14 protein-coding genes and 1 pseudogene are annotated in these 20,255 nt (G+C 68.4%); 7 read left to right on the top strand and 8 right to left on the bottom strand.

The annotated features are described in order from the left end of the window. Positions 1-49 precede the first annotated feature (49 nt). Entirely contained in the window at positions 50-4,186 is a 4,137-nt protein-coding gene (locus NM961_RS11245) for a G8 domain-containing protein (RefSeq protein WP_255914425.1), read from the bottom strand. 178 nt (positions 4,187-4,364) lie between these two features. Between NM961_RS11245 and NM961_RS11240 the strand changes: the two genes are divergently transcribed. Continuing rightward, on the top strand, positions 4,365-4,772 hold the full coding sequence (locus tag NM961_RS11240) for a hypothetical protein (protein WP_255914424.1): 408 nt from the start codon (positions 4,365-4,367) through the stop codon (positions 4,770-4,772). A 142-nt stretch (positions 4,773-4,914) separates the two neighbouring features. Here NM961_RS11240 and NM961_RS11235 read toward each other — a convergent pair whose 3' ends face one another. Then, complete coding sequence (locus NM961_RS11235; protein WP_255914422.1) at positions 4,915-6,906, bottom strand: TonB-dependent receptor; 1,992 nt, start codon at positions 6,904-6,906, stop codon at positions 4,915-4,917. Positions 6,907-7,023: 117 nt separating this feature from the next. On the opposite strand from NM961_RS11235, the gene NM961_RS11230 reads away from it, so the two are divergent. The 3 genes from NM961_RS11230 (at position 7,024) to NM961_RS11220 (ending at position 8,933) form a co-directional block, all read left to right on the top strand. After that, positions 7,024-7,494 (top strand): MerC domain-containing protein, encoded by a 471-nt coding sequence (locus NM961_RS11230; protein ID WP_255914421.1) that lies wholly within the window; start codon positions 7,024-7,026, stop codon positions 7,492-7,494. 60 nt (positions 7,495-7,554) lie between these two features. Further along, positions 7,555-8,685: a cation diffusion facilitator family transporter gene (locus tag NM961_RS11225; RefSeq protein ID WP_255914419.1), complete on the top strand. Its 1,131-nt coding sequence runs from the start codon at positions 7,555-7,557 to the stop codon at positions 8,683-8,685. Positions 8,686-8,759: 74 nt separating this feature from the next. Beyond that, positions 8,760-8,933: a 30S ribosomal protein THX gene (locus tag NM961_RS11220; RefSeq protein ID WP_255914417.1), complete on the top strand. Its 174-nt coding sequence runs from the start codon at positions 8,760-8,762 to the stop codon at positions 8,931-8,933. Positions 8,934-9,046: 113 nt separating this feature from the next. Here NM961_RS11220 and NM961_RS11215 read toward each other — a convergent pair whose 3' ends face one another. The 4 genes from NM961_RS11215 to hutI all read right to left on the bottom strand — a co-directional run bounded on the left by NM961_RS11215 (position 9,047) and on the right by hutI (position 14,199). Further along, complete coding sequence (locus NM961_RS11215; protein ID WP_255914416.1) at positions 9,047-10,438, bottom strand: hypothetical protein; 1,392 nt, start codon at positions 10,436-10,438, stop codon at positions 9,047-9,049. Further along, entirely contained in the window at positions 10,435-11,607 is a 1,173-nt protein-coding gene (locus NM961_RS11210) for a caspase family protein (protein WP_255914414.1), read from the bottom strand. Before NM961_RS11210 ends, NM961_RS11215 begins: the two co-directional genes overlap by 4 nt. Before the next feature lie 6 nt (positions 11,608-11,613). Beyond that, the gene (locus tag NM961_RS11205; RefSeq protein ID WP_255914413.1) at positions 11,614-12,774 is read right to left on the bottom strand and encodes a DDHD family phospholipase; all 1,161 of its coding nucleotides are present in this window, start codon (positions 12,772-12,774) and stop codon (positions 11,614-11,616) included. 198 nt (positions 12,775-12,972) lie between these two features. After that, complete coding sequence (hutI, locus tag NM961_RS11200) at positions 12,973-14,199, bottom strand: imidazolonepropionase (RefSeq protein WP_255914412.1); 1,227 nt, start codon at positions 14,197-14,199, stop codon at positions 12,973-12,975. 129 nt (positions 14,200-14,328) lie between these two features. On the opposite strand from hutI, the gene NM961_RS11195 reads away from it, so the two are divergent. Next, entirely contained in the window at positions 14,329-15,690 is a 1,362-nt protein-coding gene (locus NM961_RS11195; protein ID WP_255914411.1) for a formimidoylglutamate deiminase, read from the top strand. A 246-nt stretch (positions 15,691-15,936) separates the two neighbouring features. Here the strand turns inward: NM961_RS11195 and NM961_RS11190 are convergent, their stop codons facing one another. After that, positions 15,937-17,220, bottom strand: coding sequence for an alkaline phosphatase family protein (locus tag NM961_RS11190; RefSeq protein ID WP_255914409.1), 1,284 nt, complete (start codon positions 17,218-17,220; stop codon positions 15,937-15,939). A gap of 135 nt (positions 17,221-17,355) precedes the next feature. Here NM961_RS11190 and hutU point away from each other — a divergent pair, with 135 nt between their 5' ends. Together hutU and NM961_RS11180 are read left to right on the top strand one after the other, a co-directional pair. Further along, positions 17,356-19,026, top strand: a complete 1,671-nt coding sequence (gene hutU / locus NM961_RS11185) for a urocanate hydratase (RefSeq protein WP_255914408.1) — start codon at positions 17,356-17,358, stop codon at positions 19,024-19,026. 83 nt (positions 19,027-19,109) lie between these two features. Beyond that, positions 19,110-19,484: a VOC family protein gene (locus NM961_RS11180; RefSeq protein ID WP_255914407.1), complete on the top strand. Its 375-nt coding sequence runs from the start codon at positions 19,110-19,112 to the stop codon at positions 19,482-19,484. 131 nt (positions 19,485-19,615) lie between these two features. On the opposite strand, the pseudogene NM961_RS11175 reads toward NM961_RS11180, so the two are convergent. Further along, positions 19,616-20,255 (bottom strand): annotated as a pseudogene (locus tag NM961_RS11175) (hypothetical protein); the annotation flags it as partial.

Genomic DNA, 20,255 nt, shown 5'->3' with positions numbered 1-20,255 from the left:
CTGACACTCCGCGCGCAGCACGCCGGTGCGGCGTGCTGCGCGCACTGGCTCAAGGCTGGGCCGGTGTCAGCAGGCTGATGCCGAAAAGCAGCTGGAAATTCTGCGTACAGCCGCCGCACTGCAGGTCGGTGGAGTCATGCCGCAGCTCGACCGACTCGAGCCGGCCGGGGAACCGCGCCGGCAGGCTGAAGGTATCCACGACTTCCTGACCGATGGTCGCGCTGCCGAGCAGCCGCTCCTCGCCGCTGCTGAAGTGGGCTATCACATCGAAGGTCGGCCCCGAGTGCTTGATGCGCAGGCGGTTGTAGCCGGTCAGACTCTGTGCCGGTGTCAGGCGCAGCCAGTAGCTGGCCTTGTCCTCGACGGGCGTCGGCGCGACCTGCGGCAGCGCAAAGAAATTGATGTCGTCCATGCCGTTGTCGCGGGCGAACACGGCGGACTGCCAGGCGTTGTGGGCCGGCAGCGGCGGCAGGCCGGGCTGGACGACGCTGCCGCGGCGGTCGACGCCGTCCTCGTAGTCGGCAAGCTGGCCGTCGCGCATGAGATGGAAGGTCAGCGCGTGCTTGTTGGTGGTGACCGTGCCGTCGCCGAGCACCAGCGCAATTTCCACATCATGGCGTCCCTGGCTCCAGCCCGACAGGTTTATCGGGCTGCCGCTGACCGCACCGTGGTCGATCACCGCCGGCGGATTGACGCGGGTTTCCAGCAACCTGAAGCTGGAGCCGGACGGCATCGCCGCGGTGTTGTGCAGCGTATAGACCAGCTGCGGAGCGGCGCCCGCATCCAGCGTCTGGTCCATCTGCGGTGTGCTGATGTTCACGCGCGCATCGGTCTGGCCGACGAAGATCTGGCCCACGGCGGTGTAGGTCTGTCCGTCGCCGTTGGTGGCGACTACGCGCAGCGGATAGCTCCCCGGCTCGGTGACGCTGACCAGGAAATTCGTCGTGACCTCCTTGGGCAGCTGCAGCGGAGGTTCCGGCGCGAAGTTCTGCGGCTCGCTGGCCTGCTCGCCGATGAAAGCGATGGCCGAGCGGATGCCGCTGGCATGCTCCATCATGGCGCTGATGGTGATCGCGCCGGTGGCCACATGGGCGCGGTCGGCCGGGCTTTCGATGCGCACGCGCGGCGGTGCCGCGGTGCGGCTGCGTGCGCCGCACTGGCCATCCGGATCCGGCGGCCCCATGCACACGTTGACCGTCTGCCACGCATGCCAGTTGGCCGATGAAGGACAGCCGCGCAGCTTCACCAGCAGCGAGCTGGAGGCCGCGTTGTACCAGTATTCGTGCGCGCTGTTGCTGCGCAGGTCGGCCAGGCTGGCGGCTTGCGTCCACTGCGTGGCATGGCCTGAACACTCGAGGCCGGGCACGAACGTGAAATCGGCGGGAACGTCGAGCAGCTCGTGGATCGACGTCTCGTTGGCGAACGCATTCATCAGCCCCAACTGAACATTGTTGCGCGCTATGCCCGCATCGAAACGGTAGGTGTAGCGGTAGTCCGCGTCGGCCATGAACTCGTAGATGAACCGCGTGGGCAAGTGCTGGCTGCTGCCATACTCGCCGTCGCTGCGTTGAACGGTGACATAGGTCGGGCTGGGATAGCGCTCGGTCGCGCCGAGTTTCGTGTCCAGGCTGAAATGCGCGTAGCGGTAAGGGCAGGTGTAGCCGGAAATGCCGTCGCCCGGCGCGCGGCTGCAGTACTTGTCATAGGCCAGCGGGTGATTGGATACCACCGCACGGATCAGACCACCCGTGAAGCTGCCGTCCAGATCGTGGATTACGTCGCCCCACACCGACGGCCCGGCCTCGGGGCTGACGCGGCGGTCCATGTCGATGAAGCGATTGGGCGCGTTGTCGAACGTCAGTCCGCTCACGCGGTTGCTGGCCAGCTTGTGCGCACCGCCGCCGCCGCGGAACACCGACATGGTCGGCCGGTCGTAGTTGACGAAATGCACGCGGTCGAACAGGAAGCCCTGGTCGTAGATCTGCACGGCATGGAAGCGCGAGTCGACGTTGGGCGCGACGCGCGGCGGCGGATTGGCCGAATAGCCGATGAAAACCGAATCCTTGAACTTGGTCGGCGACGGCGCCTGCATGCCGTTGTCGGTGTTGGCAACGATGGCGCGGCGGAACACTGAGTTTTCCACGGACACGGGCTCCGCGCAGGGCCAGATGCCCTGTTCGGTGTCGGTGACCATCAGGCGCTCGATCAGCACGCCCGGTGATTCCAGGCCCTTCAGTCCGCCTCCTTCTTCTTCACAGGTGGAATAGCCCTGGCGGCTGGCGCGCACGCGGTTGTCGCGGAACACGCCGAAGGGTTCGCGGCGGGGATGTATGGTGAATCCGGGGAGCTGCAGGACGAAGGACCATCCTTTCACTTTTTCCTCGGTGTGATACCAGAAACCCGTGCCTTCGGAACCGGCCGCTGCATTGTTCACAAAAGTATTGGTGGGGTTGGAAATCCAGAACACCGCCGGCCCGTTGGACGCGGGCGTTTCGCGATAGTCCGTTTCCAGCGGCAGATCGCCATCCGGCGGCAGCGGACTGGGCCTTGCCGGCCGGCGCGCCCAGATGCCGAGATTGCCGTCGAACACGTTGTCGCGTTCGATGCCGTCCTCGAGAAAATAGCCATGGCCGATGAAGTCGTAGCAGACGTTGCCGGCCACGCGCACCTGGTGCGTGCCGTGTACGGTCACGCAGCGGTTGTAGCTCTCGTACACGCTGCTGTTCTGGATGTACTGGCCCGGTGCCTCGAGTGCGAGGTGCCAGTGGAACGGATAGCGTGCCAGCTTGTTCTTCTGGCCCATGCGCCGCAGTTCCAGGCCCGAGGCGTGGATAGTGCTGCCCTCCATGGTCATCATGTGGCCGCCATAGCCGTCCACGGCGGATCCGGTATCGCCCTGGATGCGGATGTTGCGCGTGAGCAGGCCGACTTCGGCACGCTCGTCCAGGGTCCAGGGCGTGCGTTCGTTGGAGATGCCGTTGCCGGCTGCGTAGTCGGTAGTCGTTCCCAGATGAGTGAAGCGAAGTACGGGCTCGATCTCCAGTGTGCTGCCGCCCGCCAGCACGCTGCTGATGGTGACGACTTCGGCCTCGTTGACCGGCAGGTTGGTGGCAGCGTCGCGGCGCCACACCGTAGGCGCGATGACGATGCGGTCATCCTCGCGCCAGTCGACCGCTGTGGCCAGCTGCAACGTGTCGCTGCCGGCGGACGCGGTGGCGGCAAGCTGTGTCCAGCTAACGCGCTGCTCGCCGTGCAGTTCGATGACGCCGGGTGCCGCGGCGGCGAGGAATTTGTTGCCCATGCCCACACCGGAACCGTTGTCGGTGCCCGGATCGGTGCCGCTCAGGGTCAGCTCGAACTGATGCGTATAGGGATGCGACGGCGCGCCGCAGATCAGCCGCCCGGTGACCAGCACCGATGTGGCGTCCAGGCGGATGTCGCTGTCGGCGCAGTGCAGTTCGCCGTCGATGTTGATGGACTTGAATTTGGGCACCACGGCCGGCGCCACGTCGACGATGATGTTGGCATCCTCGGGAATCAGCACGCGGTCGTCGGCCTGCGGCACCTCGCCTCCGATCCAGGCTGCGCTGTCGGACCAGCGGCGTGCATTGCCTTCGATGGCGTAGAGGTTCACCGCGTCGATCAGCACGGTGTTGTCGGCGCCGTCCAGCGCCTGGAACTGCAGGGTGTTGTTGCCCTGGGAGAGAAGCAGCGCATCGAAGCGGTAGCGGCTGAAGCTGCTGTCGGCGGGCTTGACGATGCCGACCTCGACACCGTTGATGCTGATACGCAGGCGCTGGCTGTTGCCGGGACGCTGCGCGGCATAGAACACCAGCCCATGCCGGCCCGCGGGCACGTTGACGGTCTGGGTGATGGTTGCGCCGGAGCCCTGCAGGAATGCGATCTTCTGCCCTTCCGGCGCGGCGATGCTGGTCCAGGCGCCCGGCGCCGGGTTCACGCCGGCATTGACGAAGGTCCAGCCCGGCCCCGTCGCGTCATGGCCGGCGCCGGTATACGTGGACTGCTCGAAGCCGGCGTTGAGCGTCAGGTTCGTCGCGGCCGGCGCGACCGCGGCGACACGCAGTGTCTGCGCTGCCAGCGGCAGTGGCAGCAGCAACGGCAACAGCAACGGCAACAGCAGCCGGGTGCCGGCCAGGCCGGCGCTGGGGCGTGAATGGGCAGGCATGATGATCCTCATTGCAGGCGGGGAAGGGCAGCTGTGGGCTCACTGCCGCGGTGTAATCGAAAAAGCCTGATGAGCAGGATCAGCTCGTTACTTGCGGCGACTGGTTTAGGATCTGCCTCCCGCGCGTTCGCCGACTGGCGGAACGCATTCGTCCCGTCGGAAATGGAAGCTGCCTTACATGGAGAAGCCCAGGCTTACCTGGCCGCTGCTGGCCGCGCTTGCGGTCTGTCTGCTCAGTCTGATCTTCGTCGTGCTGCAGATAGTGCTGACGCAGCCAGTCGTGCTGCTCCTGCTGGAACCGGTCGCAGGCGGCAGCCTCGGCCAGCGCCTGATGCTGCTGTCGCCGCTGATCGCGCTGTATCTTTTCGCTACGTTTGCCTGGTTCTGCCTGGTACGCATCTTCCTGCGCCGCTCGCGCCAGACGGCGCGCCTGTTTCTGCTGGTGCTGGCGCTGTTGCTTGCCGTGGCGTTCCCGTTCGCCTGGCATGAACTGGGAGTAGGGAGTCTCTGGCTGGCGCTGTGGTTTGCGCTGGTCGTCGCGCTGTTCTTTGCGCAGGGGCGCGGTGAACGGGCCGCGGCGCATTGATTGCTGCGCGGAAAACAAAAAAGCGGAGCACCGACGGCGCTCCGCTATCCGGTAATCCGTGTGGAGGGAACGGAGCCCGGAATCCGCTGAAGGGGGAGAAGCGCCGGTCGGCGTTGCAGCGCCGCCGGCGGGATTGTCGTTGTCAGAAGAACGCGCGCACGCCGAACGCAATCGCGCGGCCGGGCAGGGGCGCCTTGTCCTTGATGTACGAGGTGGCCAGGCGCGCGGTTTGGTTGGTGAGGTTGGTGCCGTCGGCGAAGAATTCCCAGCTGGTGGCGGTGCCGGAATCCAGCGTGTAGCTCAGATGCGCGTTGACCAGGGTGAAGCCGTCGGTCGGGGTTTCGAATGCGGCGGTGCGGTCCTGCTCGAAGTAGCGCACGGCGCCGAGGCTGGCGCGCCAGGCGTCGGCCGACCATTTCAGGTCCACGCCGGCGCGGCCCGGGGCAATGCGCGGCAGGTTGCCGCCGGCATCGAGCTTTGCCCGCACGGTGTCGCCCCAGAGGCGCAGGTCGTAGTGGCCGGATGCGCCTTCGGACAGCTTGAACAGCGCTTCGCCTTCAAAGCCATGGAAGCGCGTATCGGCCTGCGACCACTGGCGCACGGGCAGATCGTCCTCGATCTCGCCGGTGTCGGCGAGGTAGATGTAATCGGTGAAGCGGTTGCTGTAGCCGGAGACCTTCGCGTCAACGAAATCGCTGTGGTAGTGCAGGCCCAGCTCGACCTGGTTGGAGGTTTCCTTGCGCGCGCCGGGCAGGCCGATCTCGAAGGATTCGGTCGCCACGTGCGGGCCGTTGGCGAACAATTCCTCCTCGGCCGGTGCGCGCTGGGCGCGGTCCAGATTGAGGTTGAGGTGCCAGCCTTCGGCCAGCTTGAAGGCCAGGCCGGCGGAGAAACTGGTGGGCGAGAAATCGCGCTTGGGGCCGTCTTCCGGATCGCTGGAGTGGCGGTCCACGCGGGCGCCGAGGTCCAGCTTGAAGCGCTGCCACTCGCGCTGTTCCATCGCGAACAGGCCGTAGCTGCGGGTCAGCGTCTGCGGCACGAAGGCTTCTTCGCCGATGGTGCGGAAATCGCGACGCAGGAACTGCAGGCCGAAGGCGCCGCGCCAGCCGCCGATCTCGCCCTGCACCAGTTCCAGGCGGCCTTCGTTGGCCTGGCTCAGGAACACGGTGCCGATCTCGTCGCCCTCGAATTCGGTATGGCTGTAGTCGGTGTGGCTGAAGCTCAGGCGCGCGGCTTCCAGGGCACCGGCGTCGAGATTGATGCCGCTCTTGAGGTCGTAGCGCGTCTGCGCCAGCTTGAGCGTGACGCCGGCTTCGCCTTCGGCCGGATCGCCGGGTTCGGCGGGATTGCCGTAATGATCGAGGAAGCGCGATACCGCCATGCCGACGAAGCCCGCGTCGCCTATCCACGAGCCGCCGACCGCGCCGGACTTGGTGGTGAGGAAGCTGTTGGCGATCTTGCCGTCGGGGCCGTCGTAGTCGCCGGTGTCGCGGTAGGTGCCGTCGGCGTGCAGCACGAAATTGCCGGCGCCGAGGTCGATGCGCGCCATGCCGGTGCGTTCGTCCGCGGCGTCGTTGCCGCGCAGTTCGGCGCGGCCGGAAAGCGTGCGTTCCGGCAGTTTTTCCGGAATGCGGCCGTCAACCACGTTGACCACGCCGCCGATCGCGCCGGAGCCGTAGAGCAGGGTGGCCGGCCCCTTGAGCACTTCGATCTGGTCGGCCAGGAAGGGCTCGATGGAGACGGCGTGGTCCTGACTGACGGTGGACACATCGCCGGAACTCGCGCCATTGGACAGCACGCCGACGCGGGCGCCGTCCAGGCCGCGGATCACCGGGCGGCCCACGCCGGGGCCGAAATAGGTGGTCTGCACGCCGGGCTGCTTGGCCACGGTCTCGCCCAGGGTGCCGGCCTTGGCATCGTCCAGGGCGGCGCCGGCGAGCACGCTGATCGGCGCGATCACTTCGTCGGCGCTCTGCTTGATCGGCAGGGCGGTGACCTCCACCTGATCCAGCTTGTGGGCTTCCTCGGGCGAATTGCGCTCGCCACCATCGCCGGAGGCCTCGCTGACGGCGGCCGCCTGGGCGCCGGCCGACAACAGGGCCGCTATGGCCAGCGCAAGCAGGGTCTTGTTCATGCACAACTCCGGAGCAGGGGATGCGGGGATTGATCGATATGTTATACTGTATCAATTAACCGGCCGGCAACGTCTGTCGGAAGTCATGCTCTACACTGCCGCCCCCGGATGCCGCCCATGCTGTATGAGGTCGCTGAATTGAGTTCGACCGATCCCTCCGCCAGACCGCCGGCCCAGCCCGGCTCGCGCTTCGGCCGCTTTGCCAACCTGGCCGACCGCTTCGGCGCGACGGCGTCGTTCCTGTGCGCCATCCACTGCGCCCTGCTGCCCTTCGTGATTGCCGTGCTGCCGGCGCTGGGCCTGGCCTTCCTGGCCGACCATGCCATCGAGCGCGGCTTCGTCGTTTTCGCCTGCGTGCTGGCGGCGACCATGCTGCTGCTGGGGTATCGCCGCCACCGGCGCCCCAATGCGCTGCTGCTGCTGTTGCCGGCGGTGCTGTTGCTGCTGGCCGGAGTGATCGTGGATTTCGAGCAGTCGGCCGTGGCCCATGCCTGGCTGGTCAGCACCGGCGGCAGCCTGCTGGCGCTGGCGCATCTGGTGAATCTGCGGCTGTCGCATGTACATGATGCGAACTGCAGCCATGGGTGATTGTGTAACCGCTACCGCGGTTCCTAGCATGCGCCGATTCCCGCCGTACACGTCTATTCGATGATGCATTCAAACCACACCGGCGGTTCCGGCCGCCCTGGCGACGGGCACGCCGCCAGGCCGGGGACGGGCCATGAGCACGGCGCCGGGCACGCGCATGGCGATCACGCCGGTCATGACCACGACCACGATCATGACCACGATCACCGTGCCGCCCACGCCGGCCACAGCCATGCCGAACTCGACGACGAGGCGCGCCGCCACGTAGCCGGCTACAGCGGCGACAAGCGCCGCACGCGCAAGCTGATGCTGGCCTTTGCGCTTACCACGCTGATGATGGTGGCCGAGGCTGTCGGCGGCTGGTTGTCCGGCTCGCTCGCCCTGGTTGCCGATGCGGGGCACATGCTGGTCGATGCGCTGGCCCTGCTGTTCGCCTGGCTGGGCGCGCATTTCGCCCAGCGTCCGGCCGATGCGCGGCGCAGTTTCGGCTATGCGCGGCTGGAGGTGCTGGTCGGCTATACCAACGCGCTGTCCCAGTTCGTGCTGGTGATCTGGATTGTGTACGAGGCGGTCAAGCGCTTCGCCGCGCCCGAGCCCATCCTCTCCGGCATGATGCTGCTGGTGGCGATCATCGGCCTGGGCGTGAACCTGCTGGTGCTGAGCACCCTGGGCGGACACGACCACGACGATCTCAACACCGCCGGTGCGCGCCTGCATGTGATCGGCGACCTGCTCGGTTCGCTCGGCGCGGTCAGCGCGGCGCTGCTGGTGCGCTATTTCGGCTGGCTGTGGGCAGATCCGGCGATTTCCGTGTTCGTTTCGCTGCTGATCCTCAACAGCGCCTGGCGCCTGCTGCGGCGTTCGGCGCATATCCTGCTCGAAGGGGTGCCGGAAGGCGTGGAGATCGCCGCCGTGGTCGAGGGCCTGGGCCAGGATGTGCCCGGCGTGCGCGATGTACACCATGTGCATTTGTGGCAGCTGGCCGGCGGCGTGCGCGTGGCCACCCTGCATGCGCGTCTCAACGACGGCATCGAGCCCGATGCGGCCATCCTGGCGGTGGGCCGCGCCCTGCGCCGGCGCTTCGGCATAGAACACGTGACCGTGCAGCTGGACGGCGTGACCTGCCATGCGCCCGAGTGCGAACCGCCGCGGGAAATCGCGCCGGCGGGCGGCTGCGGCCATTCCCACTGAGGCCGCGGTTTGCGCCGCGCCCGCGCGCTGGTAAGCTACGCGGCCATTGCAAGCAATTCCTGGAGTGATTCGAGATGGGCAAGGGCGACAAGAAGACCCGCAAGGGCAAGACCTATTCCGGCAGCTACGGCAACATCCGTCCGCACGCCATCAAGACCGACGCCGCGAGCAAGAGCGTGGCCAAGTCGGCGGCCAAGAAGGCCGCTCCGGCCGCCAAGAAGCCTGCCGCGAAGAAGCCCGCCGCCTGATCCCCGCGGATCACCGAGCGAAATCAGAAACCCCTGCTCAGGCAGGGGTTTTTTCTTGTCCGCGCACAGGCTGTGCCGGCGCGATCGGGGCGGAGATCCGGCCCGTGCGCCGGTCAGCGCGGAATGCTGCCGAGCAGGAACACCGCGTCGGCCGGCGCCACGGCGGCGGGTTCGGCGGCGTTGCGTGAGCGGTCCACGTTCGTCGCGGACGGTCCGGCCGGGGGATAGGGTTTTGCGGTTTTTTCCTTTACCGATGCAGGCCGGCCCGGCGGCGTTGCGGAATAGCGCAGCGCCGGGTCCAGGCGATGCCGGCGCGGTGCGCCCGGCATGCCAACCCACTGCAATGCGCTGGGTTCGTCGGGATGGCGGCCGTAGAAGCTGGCCGCCGCGCCGGCCCAGGCGCGCGCGGCGCCCAGGGCCATGACGCGGGCGTAGTCCGGGTTTTCCGCGCGCTTGCCGCTGCCGCGCAGCAGGGCGGCGTTCTCCTGCAGCAGGCTCACCCCTTCGCCGAAGACCGGCCAGCCGCGCTCCAGGCATTCGCCGAACAGCTTGCGCACCGCGCGCCGGGCCGGCGCATCGCGCAGGCCTTCGCGCAGCATCCGGGTGCAGTAGACGATGGCGGCATCGGGCAGCCAGCGGAATTCGCGGTAGAGGTTCTCGTACCAGTCCAGCGGCTGGTTGTGCTGCGGATTTGCGCGCAGCAGGTAATAGGCGCCGGCGACCGCGGAAACCGGGTCGGCCAGCTTGGCGGCGAACAGTTGCTGCGCCAGCGCGGCCGAGCCGGCCAGCGTCTTGGCCGAGCGCAGCGCGTCGCGGGCAAGGAATTCCAGCAGGGTTTCCGCTTCGCCGCGGTGGCTGGTGACGACGACCTTGAGCGCGTCGGCGCGCGGATCGTCCGAATCGCGCGGCGTAATCAGCACCCGCGCCGGTCCGCCGCCGGGCAGGGAGATGAAACGCCAGATCACCTTGGAGCCGCCCAGCTGCAGCAGCCAGGCTGCGGCATCCAGTTCCAGATCCAGCTGCCAGGCGGTGTCGTTGCGGTAGGTGGCCTGGGGCTGCAGGGGCTGCAGCGTCCACACGCCGCCGGCGAATTTCCACAACCGCAGCCAGACCTTGTCGAAACGGGCCAGCTCCAGGTCCAGATTCAGGCGGCTGCCATGGCGCAGCAGCGGCGTCTGCGGATTGAGCTTGGGTATGGCCCAGGCCGACCATTCATTGGCGGCGATGCGGCTGTCGCTGAACTCCACGGAGTAGGCTTCCTCGCCGCTGCGCAGGGCGAGGCGCTGGGTCTCGGTGCGGCCGGAGGGCCAGGTCAGGCGCACGAACACCTGTTCCTGGCGGTCGTCGGTCTGCAGCACGGCGGGCTGGTCCACGCTGGCTGCGCCTTCGGCCAGCACGGCGCCTTCGGCATCGAGCAGGCGCACGGGGAAGGTCGGCGTCGCGCTGACTCCGTCCGGGCCCTGGCTCATGCTGGCGTAATTCAGGCGTACCGCGATCTGTTTCATGGTTCGCACCGCAGGGTCAGCGCGTAGGCCGGCGGCATCAGTTCTTCCTCGGCGTGCAGCAGTGCCGGCAGGACGCCGCTCGGGTCCAGCGCGCCCACATCATAGAACCCGCGCGGCAGGTCGACACGGAAAACCTGGTCCAGCAGGCTCTGCGCCACCCGGCCGCCCTTGAGCGATTCCAGGTACAGCTCGTAGCGCGGCCGGTACTGCTGCGGCGCCAGGTCCAGCATCACCCGCACCTGCGGCACGCGGTTCAGGCGCAGCAGGGGCACCGCCGTGCCGCTGACCTGCTGTTCGCTGACCTGGGGGCGGCCGGGGCTGAGCAAGGCTTCGAATTCGAGCAGGCTGCGCACCGCCGTGGCCAGGTTTTCGCCGCTGACATTCCACGAGGCCGAGCCCGCCTCGCGTATCCCGCAATAGCCCGACAGCGCGCCGACCAGCGCCGCGGTGAAGCGCGATACTTGGCCGCCCTGGGGCGCGAAGGCCAGTTCGCCTTCGCCGGTGGCCAGGATCACGGTCTGGGACTGGCGGCTCAGCTTGCGGCTCAGGTCGGCCGCGAGCAGGGCGTGCGGATCGGCGCCCAGGGTCATGGCCACGTCGCGGGAGATCTCGCGGCAGGCGTCGATGAAATAGAACACGCTGCCGGCGATTTCCCGCTCCACCGCGCGCACGGTATTGCTGAAATCGAAGGCGTTGAGCCAGGGCAGGCCGGCGTGGCGACCGAAATCCTCGGCCAGCAGGTAGTGATCGGAAACCTGGATGCCGTGGCCGCAGAAATAGAACACGCCGATGTTGTCGGCATGGCTGCGCAAGCGTTGCAGCCAGCGCTCGAAGGCGTCCTGGATATTGTCGCGCGTGGCGGTATCAACCTGCTGCGCGCCGCCGGGCGTGTCCAGCAGCAGCGGCTGGGCGGAGGAAACCAGGGCTTCCACGCTGGCCAGCGGCGCACCCGCGTTGCTGAAGCCGCTGCCGGCGGCGGCGTCGGCCGGCGCGAAGCACCAGCGCAGGAAATGCTGCAGCGACACCGGCGGCGACTGCAGCTGCTTCAGCCCCAGCGGCCGCGCGGCGAGCCTGCCGTCGCCGCCCAGCAGGTGCGGATAGCGGCCCACGCCTATCGCCAGCACATGGGTGCCCGCCGCCGGCTGCACCTGCTCGAAGATCAGGCTCATGCGGCCTCAGGCCTGGGCCAGGCGCGCGGCCAGACGGCGGTAGAAGCTGGGCCGCTCGAAATAGCCGCCGTGGGCGCCCAGTGCGCTGTAGCCGGTGTCGTAGACGAAGTCGCTGACGCCGGCGACGACCGGTTCCAGCCGGTAGGCCAGCACGTCGTTGGTATCGAACACGTTGAGCCAGCGCCTGACCGCGGCCGGCCGCGCCAGCCGGCCCTGGGGCGGATCCGGCGGCAGCTGGACGTCGCTGGCGAGGTACAGCTTGAGTTCCTCGAACAGGCCGACCTGGGAACCGACCGTGATCAGGCAATCCACGCGCAGCTGCGGTGCGAAATGGCTGAGGATGTCGTACATGATCTCGCCGCCGAAGCTGTGCGCGATCACGATGAGCTTGTCGTCCTGGGCGCTGCGCGCCTGTTCGGCCTGATGCAGGGCGTCGAGCACGACCTGCACTATGGGGCCGTTGCTGCCGTCCTCGTTGCGGCGCCGCGCCAGGTAGGTGAAGGCGTCGCCGATAAATGTGGTCAATGAGGCATTCAGGCTTTTGCGCACCAGCCGCACGGCCAGGCTGGAAGCCTTGTCCGGCACCGCGTGCGCCAGCCGCGACAGGCCCTCCTTGAGCCGGTCCAGGATGCCGCCGGCGCCGAAACGTTCGTCGCCGCCGTCTTCGGCGGCGTAGAGCAGCTGATCGGCGAAATTGCCCGGTGCGGCCTGGGCCAGCCAGGCGGGTCGCGGGTTCTGCTCGGCGTAGCGCGCGCAGGCCAGGTAGGCGCGGGCCAGTTCGCGTGCATCGTTCTCGTCATCGGCGCCTGCTGCGGCGGCGGCGAACAGCAGCTCGACGGCGGCGGGGAAATCGCGCTGTGCGTCGGCGAGGATGTCGCCGCTGAGCGGCGAAGTCGCGAGCAGGCCGGCGACGCGACCCCGGGCCTCGGCTTCGGCATCGCCGCCGAAGGCCTCGAAGCCCGCGCCGGTCTCGGGCAGCACGGCCATGTTCCAGGCGAAGCGCGCGCCGTGCAGGCCCCAGTAAGGGCTGATGAGCGTGAGCTGGTCGGCGCCCAGGCCCAGCTTGGGCGCGACCACCTCGCGCAGGAACCCGTTGCGGCTGAGTGCATTCTCGCGATAGCTGTCGCCGTCGCGGTTGTTGACGCCGTGCACGAAAACGATGGGCATTTGTGAAGCTCGGGATTGGTGATTGGGGATTCGCAAAAGCAGAACTGGCTACTTGTACCAATCCTGCACTCAAATCCCAATCCCGTTGTTACAAATCCCGGAGCTGCATCGCGATTCCCGGCTTTCGTCGAGCCGGGCCGCGTAACTCCCGACGCCGGCTTTTACGAATCCCGAATAACGAATCCTCAATCCCGGCCTTCAGACCAGCCGGCGTCCCGCCGCATACACCCGGCTGGCCGGTGCACCGCCCAGCCAATAGCACAGCTCGGCAGGATGCTGGATATTCCACACCGCCAGATCGGCGCGCAGGCCGCGCACCAGCCGGCCGCGATCGCCCAGGCCCAGGGCGCGGGCGGCGTGCAGGGTGGTGCCGCGCAGGGCTTCTTCCGGGGTCAGGCGGAACAGGGTGCAGGCCATGCTCATGGCCAGGCGCAGCGAGAGCAGGGGCGAGGTGCCGGGGTTGAGGTCGCTGGCCACGGCCATGGCCACGCCGTGTTCGCGCAGGGCGTCTATCGGCGGCAGGCGGGTCTCGCGCAGCACGTGGAAGGCGCCGGGCAGCAGCACGGCGACGGTGCCTGCCTGGGCCATGGCTTTGACGCCGGCGCTGCTGGTGTATTCGATATGGTCGGCGGACAGGCCGTTGAACTCGGCCGCCAGTGCGGCGCCGTGCAGGTCGCTGAGTTGGTCCGCATGCAGCTTCACCGGCAGGCCCAGGCCGCGCGCGGTTTCCAGCACGCGGCGGGTTTCGCTGGGGGTGAAGCCGATCTTCTCGCAGAACGCATCCACCGCATCGACCAGGCCGGCCGCGGCCAGCTGCGGCATCATGTGGATGCATACTTCGTCCACATAGGCCGACTGGCGGCCGGCGAATTCCGGCGGCACCGCGTGCGCGCCCAGGAACGTGGTGCGCACGCCCACGCCCAGTTCATCGCCTATGCGCCGGGCAACTTCGAGCATCTTGCGCTCGCTGGGCAGGTCCAGGCCGTAGCCGGACTTGATCTCGATGGTGGTGACGCCGTCGGCAAGCAGGGCGCGCGCCCGCGGCAGCGACTGGGCCAGTAGTTCGTCGGCGGAGGCGTCGCGCGTCTGCCGCACGCTGGAGACGATGCCACCGCCGGCGCGGGCGATTTCCTCGTAGCTGGCGCCGTTGAGGCGCAATTCGAATTCGACCGCGCGGTCGCCGGCGAAGACGAGGTGGGTGTGGCAGTCGATCAGTCCTGGCGTGACCCAGGCGCCGTGCAACGATTCCACCGTGGCGGCGAGCCGTTCCGGCGCCGCGGGCAGTTCGGCGCGCGGGCCGGCGTAGGCGATCAGGCCGTCTTTCCAGGCGATCGCGGCCTCTTCCATGCGCCCGTAGGGCTGGCCGTTGTCGACCAGGCTGGCGAGGCGGCAATCCAGCAGCAGGCAGTCCCAGTTCGTATCCATGCGCCGATGGTAGCAGCGTCGGCGGCGCGCTCTGTGTCAATGCATTGCTACGCTGCACTTGGCGCGGCCGGGCCAAACCCGCACCATGCGCGCCTGATCCGCCCGCCGGGCTGCGAAAAGGAATACGCGATGACGATTTACCGCGCCGATACGGCCTGGCTGCCGCAGGGATGGGAAGGCGAGGCCGTGCTGGAGGTGCGCGATGGCTGTTTCGCCGCGGTCGATGCCGAGCGCACCGCCGCCGCTGCGCAGCCGCTGGGCCGCTGGGTGCTGCCGGGCATGCCCAACCTGCATTCGCATGCCTTCCAGCGCGCCATGGCCGGCCTGGCCGAGCGCCAGACCCATCCCGAGGACAGCTTCTGGACCTGGCGCGAAACCATGTACGCCTTCGCCGGCCGCGTAGGCCCGGACGAACTGCGCGCGATCGCCGCCCAGCTGTACGTGGAAATGCTTGAGGCCGGCTACACCCAGGTGTGCGAATTCCACTACCTGCACCACCAGCCGGATGCACAGCCCTATGCCGATGCGGCGGCGATGTCGCTGGCGCTGATCGAGGCCGCGCAGGAAACCGGCATAGGCCTGACCCTGCTGCCGACCCTGTACCAGACCGGCGGCTTCGACGGCCGCCCGCTGGCCGAACGCCAGCGCCGCTTCGGCCACGCCACCGACGCCTATCTCGCCCTGGTGCAGCGCCTGCGCGCGCTGGAAGGGCCGAACCTGCGCGTCGGCGTTGCCCTGCATTCGCTGCGCGCGGTGCCGCAGGCGGCGCTGCAGGCCGTGCTGGACAGCGGCCTGGTCGATGCCGCACCCATCCACATCCATATCGCCGAGCAACTGGGCGAAGTGCAGGACTGCCTGGCCCTGCGCAACGCGCGGCCGGTGGAATGGCTGCTGGCCAATGCGCCGGTGGACGCGCGCTGGACCCTGGTCCATGCCACTCATCTGACCGAGCAGGAAACCGCGGCGCTCGCCGCCAGCGGCGCGGTGGCAGGCTTGTGCCCGACTACCGAGGCCAATCTCGGCGACGGCCTGTTTCCGCTCAAGTCCTACCTCGACGCCGGCGGTGTGCTCGGCATCGGTTCGGACAGCCATATCTCGGTCTCGCCGGTGGAAGAATTGCGCTGGCTGGAATACGGCCAGCGCCTGGTCACGCGGCATCGCAACATCGCGGTGTCGGAATCCTCCAGCAGCGTGGGCGAGACGCTGTGGGGCGATGCCCTGTTCGGCGGTGCGCGCGCTGCCGGCCTGGCCCTGGGCGCGCTGGAAGCCGGTGCCCGCGCCGATCTCATCGTGCTCGATGAGAACGCCGCGCAGCTGGCCGGACGCGGCCGCGAGCACCTGCTCGACAGCTGGCTGTTCTCCGGCAACCGCAATCTGGTCAAGGACGTGATGGTCAACGGCCGCTGGTGCGTGCGCGACGGCCGCCATCCCGCGCGCGAGGCGATCGCGGCGCGCTATGCCGCGGCGATTGCGGCGATAGGGGCGGTGTAGCGCGGGCAAGCGTGCGCGGCGCTTGCGTTCAACGCAGCCTGTCGTGGCGGTTTCGCCAGCGTGGCGTTGCGCTTGCGCCGGAGAGCGGCGGCGTGCGCCGGTTGCGCCTGATGCTACGGGCCTGCGTCCGGTCGAAGGCGTTGGGCAGGTTCCACGCGCATGTGCTGCCGCGGAAGTGCGCGGCGGACGTTCCCGGCTGGTGAAATTCCGGGAAATAATTCAACTTTTGTGCGGCCGCGGTTCAGTTCAGTCCGCGGTGCCCGCCGGCTCGTGCACCCGCAGCATGCGCTGCATGGTCTTGCTGCTGCCGTCGTTGCGCGCCGGCCGTATGCCCAGCAGGTGGGCGAGCAGTGGATAGACGTCCACATTGTCGAACTCCGGCACGCGCACGCCGCGGCGGAAGGCCGGGCCGTTGGCCACGAACAGGGCGCGCATTTCCGGCAGCTGATTGTCGTAGCCGTGCTCGCCCAGGGAGAGATCGTCCGGATGGCCGTCCAGCCATTCGGAGTTGGTGATCACCCAACCCTTGGACGCCAGGCAGATGATGGGCGGTACGCGCGGATTGGAGCCATAGCGCAGGCGCTGCGGGATGCGGTTCTTGCGCCAGCACTGCATATGCGGATGGCGCTTGAGCAGCTGGCGGTCGGCGTAGTCCTCCTGGCCCGGGCGCGGCTCGAAGCCGGCGACCACGCCGTAGTTCACCGCGCGCACGTGGTCCAGGTCGACGAGCTGGTCGATCAGGATGATGCGTTCGCGGCTGGCCGCGGCTTGGCCGTGGTCGGACACCACGACCAGGTTGACCTTGTCGCGCAGCCCGCGTGCGGCGAGGCCGTCGAGCAGCGATCCCAGCGCGGTGTCCAGCTGCTGCAGCGCCTCGTCGACCTCGGCCGAGTCGGGGCCGAAATCATGTCCGTTGCGATCGACCTGTTCGAAATACAGGGTGATGAAATGCGGCCGCTGCGCCGCCGGCAGGTCCAGCCAGCCCAGCACCGTGTCCACGCGCGCCTGCGGCGGGAAGTCGGTGTCGAACGGCTTCCAGTAGCTGGGGCGCACGCCGTCTATGGCCACGTCCGAGCCCGGCCAGAACATGGTCGCCGCGCGCACGCCCTGGCGTTCGGCGCCGACCCAGATCGGCTCGCCGCCCCACCAGCGCGGATCGGCCGTGGTGTCGGGCTTCTTGTAGATGAAGGTGTCGTTCTCGCCTTCGCGCTCGATGCGGTTGTGCACTATGCCGTGGTGATCTGGATACAGCCCGGTGACCAGGGTGTAGTGATTCGGAAACGTGAGCGAGGGGAAGGCCGGCCGCATGGACTCGGCCTGCACGCCGCCGGCGGCCAGCGCGGCCAGATGCGGCGTCCTGCCGCGCTGCAGGTAGTCGGCGCGGAAGCCGTCGATGGAAACCAGGATCAGGTATTCGTCCGGCCTGGTATCGGCAGCACGCCGCGGCGCGGTGCCGCAGGCGCCCAGCAGCAACAGGCAGACGAGGAGAGTCAGGCGCAGGCAGTGCGCCGGCAGGAGGAAACGAGGCATGCCCGGAGTATGCCAGTCATTGCACAAACTCATATGTCCTTTTGGTCGGGCTTGCGTTCCAGTGTGCTAGCACAGTGCCACCCGGGGCCGGGCGGGGCCGGCCTATAATCGCGGCTTCCCTCTACGGAGCCGGTCATGAACGCCCCTACCCGCATCGACACGACGCGCGTGATCCGCGCGCCCCGCGGCAACAGCCTGAGCTGCAAGAGCTGGCTGTCCGAGGCGGCCTTCCGCATGCTGCAGAACAACCTCGACCCGGAAGTGGCCGAGAACCCGGCCGAACTGGTCGTCTACGGCGGCATCGGCCGCGCCGCGCGCAACTGGGAATGCTTCGACGCGATCCTGCGTTCGCTGCGCGAACTCAACGACGACGAGACCCTGCTGATCCAGTCCGGCAAGCCGGTCGGCGTCTTCCCCACCCATGCCGACGCGCCGCGCGTGCTGCTGGCCAATTCCAACCTGGTGCCGGCCTGGTCGACCTGGGAACACTTCAACGAGCTGGATCGCAAGGGCCTGATGATGTACGGCCAGATGACGGCCGGCTCGTGGATCTACATTGGCAGCCAGGGCATCGTCCAGGGCACCTACGAAACCTTCGTCGAGATGGGCCGCCAGCACTACGGCGGCAGCCTGCGCGGCAAATGGATACTGACCGCGGGCCTGGGCGGCATGGGCGGCGCCCAGCCGCTGGCGGCCTCGCTGGCCGGCGCCTGCTCGCTCAATATCGAATGCCAGCAGAGCCGCATCGACTTCCGCCTCAAGACGCGCTACGTCGATGAGCAGGCGACCGATCTCGACGACGCCCTGGCGCGCATCGCCAGGTACACCGCCGCCGGCGAGGCCAAGTCGATCGCGCTGCTGGGCAATGCCGCCGATGTGCTGCCTGAACTGGTGCGCCGCGGCGTGCGTCCGGATGCGGTCACCGACCAGACCAGCGCGCACGATCCGGTCAACGGCTATCTGCCCGGCGGCTGGACCGTGGAACAGTGGTTCGAGCGGCGCAAATCCGATCCGGAGGGCACCCGCGATGCCGCCAAGCGCTCGATGAAGGTGCATGTGGAAGCCATGCTGGCCTTCCACGCCCAGGGCATTCCCACCTTCGACTACGGCAACAACATCCGCCAGATGGCCAAGGACGAGGGCTGTGCCAATGCCTTCGATTTCCCCGGCTTCGTGCCGGCCTTCGTGCGGCCGCTGTTCTGCCGCGGCGTGGGGCCGTTCCGCTGGGTCGCGCTGTCGGGGGATCCGGAAGACATCTACAAGACCGATGCCAAGGTCAAGGAGCTGATCCCCGACGACGCCCACCTGCACAACTGGCTGGACATGGCCAGGTCGCGCATCAGTTTCCAGGGCCTGCCGGCGCGCATCTGCTGGGTCGGCCTGGGCCTGCGCCACAAGCTGGGCCTGGCCTTCAACGAGATGGTGCGCAAAGGCGAACTGAAAGCGCCCATCGTGATCGGCCGCGACCATCTGGATTCCGGCTCGGTCGCCAGCCCCAACCGCGAGACCGAAGCCATGCGCGACGGCAGCGATGCGGTGTCGGACTGGCCGCTGCTGAATGCACTGCTCAATACTGCCGGCGGCGCGACCTGGGTCTCGCTGCACCATGGCGGGGGCGTGGGCATGGGCTACAGCCAGCACTCCGGCGTGGTCATCGTTTGCGACGGCTCCGAAGCGGCCGACCGGCGCCTGGCCCGGGTGCTGTGGAACGATCCCGGCACCGGCGTGATGCGTCACGCGGACGCGGGTTATGCGATCGCGCAGGAATGTGCACGCGAGCAGGGCCTCAAGCTGCCTATGCTGTAAACCCGTCGCGGCGGCAGGGCCGCCGCGCAACACCGCCGCCCGCGGCCGTTGCCGCCCGGGCGGCGATTTTTGGAGGATTTGGCATGATTGGCTATGTAACCCTGGGCGTTGCGGACATGCAGCGCGCGATCGCGTACTACGACGCCTTGCTGGGCGAGCTGGGCGCCAGCCGGACGATGACGTCGGAGCGTTTCACGCTGTGGTCGGTGACCCCGTCCAAGCCCGGCCTGGCCGTGGCGCTGCCCTACGACCAGAAGCCGGCCACCGTCGGCAACGGCTGCATGACCGCGCTGGTGGTGGACAGCCAGGAAAAAGTCGATGCGCTGCACCGCAAGGCGCTGGAACTGGGCGGCACTGACGAAGGGGCCCCGGGGCCGCGCGGCTACGGCTTCTACGGCGGCTATTTCCGCGATCTGGACGGCAACAAGCTCAATTTCTTCACCATGCTGAGCGCTTGAGGCGGCGGGCTTTTCCGGCCGCGGCCGGCTGACTGCGTGCGTTCTCCTATGCGGCGGCGCGCTCCGCGTCCTGCAGGCAATTCGCCAAAATGAAAAACCCCGCCGGTGCGGGGTTTTTCATTGCGCGACTTTTAGCGATTGCCGCCGCGATTGCCGCCGCCGCCGCGATTGCCGCGGTTGCCGCCGGGCGGACGGTTGCCGCCAGCGGGACGATTGCCGCCAGGACGATTGCCGCCCGGACCCGGCCGGTTGCCGCCGCCGGGGCGATTGCCGCCGGGGCGGCCGCCCGGGCCGCCCTTGCGCTCGCCGTAGGGCGAGGCGCCGCGTTCGTTGAAGCCGCCGCGGTTGCCCGAGCGTTCGCCATAGCCCTGGCGTTCGCCGTAACCGGAACGCTCGCCGTAGCCGATGCGGTTGCCATTGGGTTCGGCGCGGTTGCCGAATTCGCCGCCGGGATGGCCGTAGGGCAGGGAAGCGCGGTTGCCGCGCGCGTCGTCGGCGCGGTTGCCGCGATTGCCGCGGTTGTCATTGTTGTCGCTGCCCCAGGGACGCCCGCCGCTTTCGCCACGGCCGCCTTCGCCGCGCGGGCCGCGCGCCGGACCACCGCGGCCCGGGCCGGCACCGCCGCCGGGGCGAGCGCCGCCGCCAGGACGGCCGGTACCGCGGCCGGCGCCGCGGTTGAATTCATCGCCGGCCGACCAGGTACGCGGCATCACCACTTCCTGGCCGGGCGCGGCGCCGCGGCGTGCGGGACGGCGCTGCGGCTTGTCGGTA

Source organism: Tahibacter harae (assembly GCF_024437735.1).
Lineage (GTDB): Bacteria > Pseudomonadota > Gammaproteobacteria > Xanthomonadales > Rhodanobacteraceae > Tahibacter > Tahibacter harae.
Note: the sequence above shows the minus strand (reverse complement) of the source record. Positions and strands in the feature narration are given on the sequence as shown.

Coding starts and splice junctions, on each gene's coding strand:
- NM961_RS11240 (WP_255914424.1), top strand. CDS start 4,365: ATGGAGAAGCCCAGGCTTACCTGGCCGCTGCTGGCCGCGCTTGCGGTC.
- NM961_RS11205 (WP_255914413.1), bottom strand. CDS start 12,774: ATGCCCATCGTTTTCGTGCACGGCGTCAACAACCGCGACGGCGACAGC.
- NM961_RS11195 (WP_255914411.1), top strand. CDS start 14,329: ATGACGATTTACCGCGCCGATACGGCCTGGCTGCCGCAGGGATGGGAA.
- NM961_RS11190 (WP_255914409.1), bottom strand. CDS start 17,220: ATGCCTCGTTTCCTCCTGCCGGCGCACTGCCTGCGCCTGACTCTCCTC.
- NM961_RS11225 (WP_255914419.1), top strand. CDS start 7,555: ATGATGCATTCAAACCACACCGGCGGTTCCGGCCGCCCTGGCGACGGG.
- NM961_RS11215 (WP_255914416.1), bottom strand. CDS start 10,438: ATGAAACAGATCGCGGTACGCCTGAATTACGCCAGCATGAGCCAGGGC.
- NM961_RS11230 (WP_255914421.1), top strand. CDS start 7,024: ATGCTGTATGAGGTCGCTGAATTGAGTTCGACCGATCCCTCCGCCAGA.
- NM961_RS11245 (WP_255914425.1), bottom strand. CDS start 4,186: ATGCCTGCCCATTCACGCCCCAGCGCCGGCCTGGCCGGCACCCGGCTG.
- NM961_RS11235 (WP_255914422.1), bottom strand. CDS start 6,906: ATGAACAAGACCCTGCTTGCGCTGGCCATAGCGGCCCTGTTGTCGGCC.
- hutI (WP_255914412.1), bottom strand. CDS start 14,199: ATGGATACGAACTGGGACTGCCTGCTGCTGGATTGCCGCCTCGCCAGC.
- NM961_RS11180 (WP_255914407.1), top strand. CDS start 19,110: ATGATTGGCTATGTAACCCTGGGCGTTGCGGACATGCAGCGCGCGATC.
- NM961_RS11220 (WP_255914417.1), top strand. CDS start 8,760: ATGGGCAAGGGCGACAAGAAGACCCGCAAGGGCAAGACCTATTCCGGC.
- hutU (WP_255914408.1), top strand. CDS start 17,356: ATGAACGCCCCTACCCGCATCGACACGACGCGCGTGATCCGCGCGCCC.
- NM961_RS11210 (WP_255914414.1), bottom strand. CDS start 11,607: ATGAGCCTGATCTTCGAGCAGGTGCAGCCGGCGGCGGGCACCCATGTG.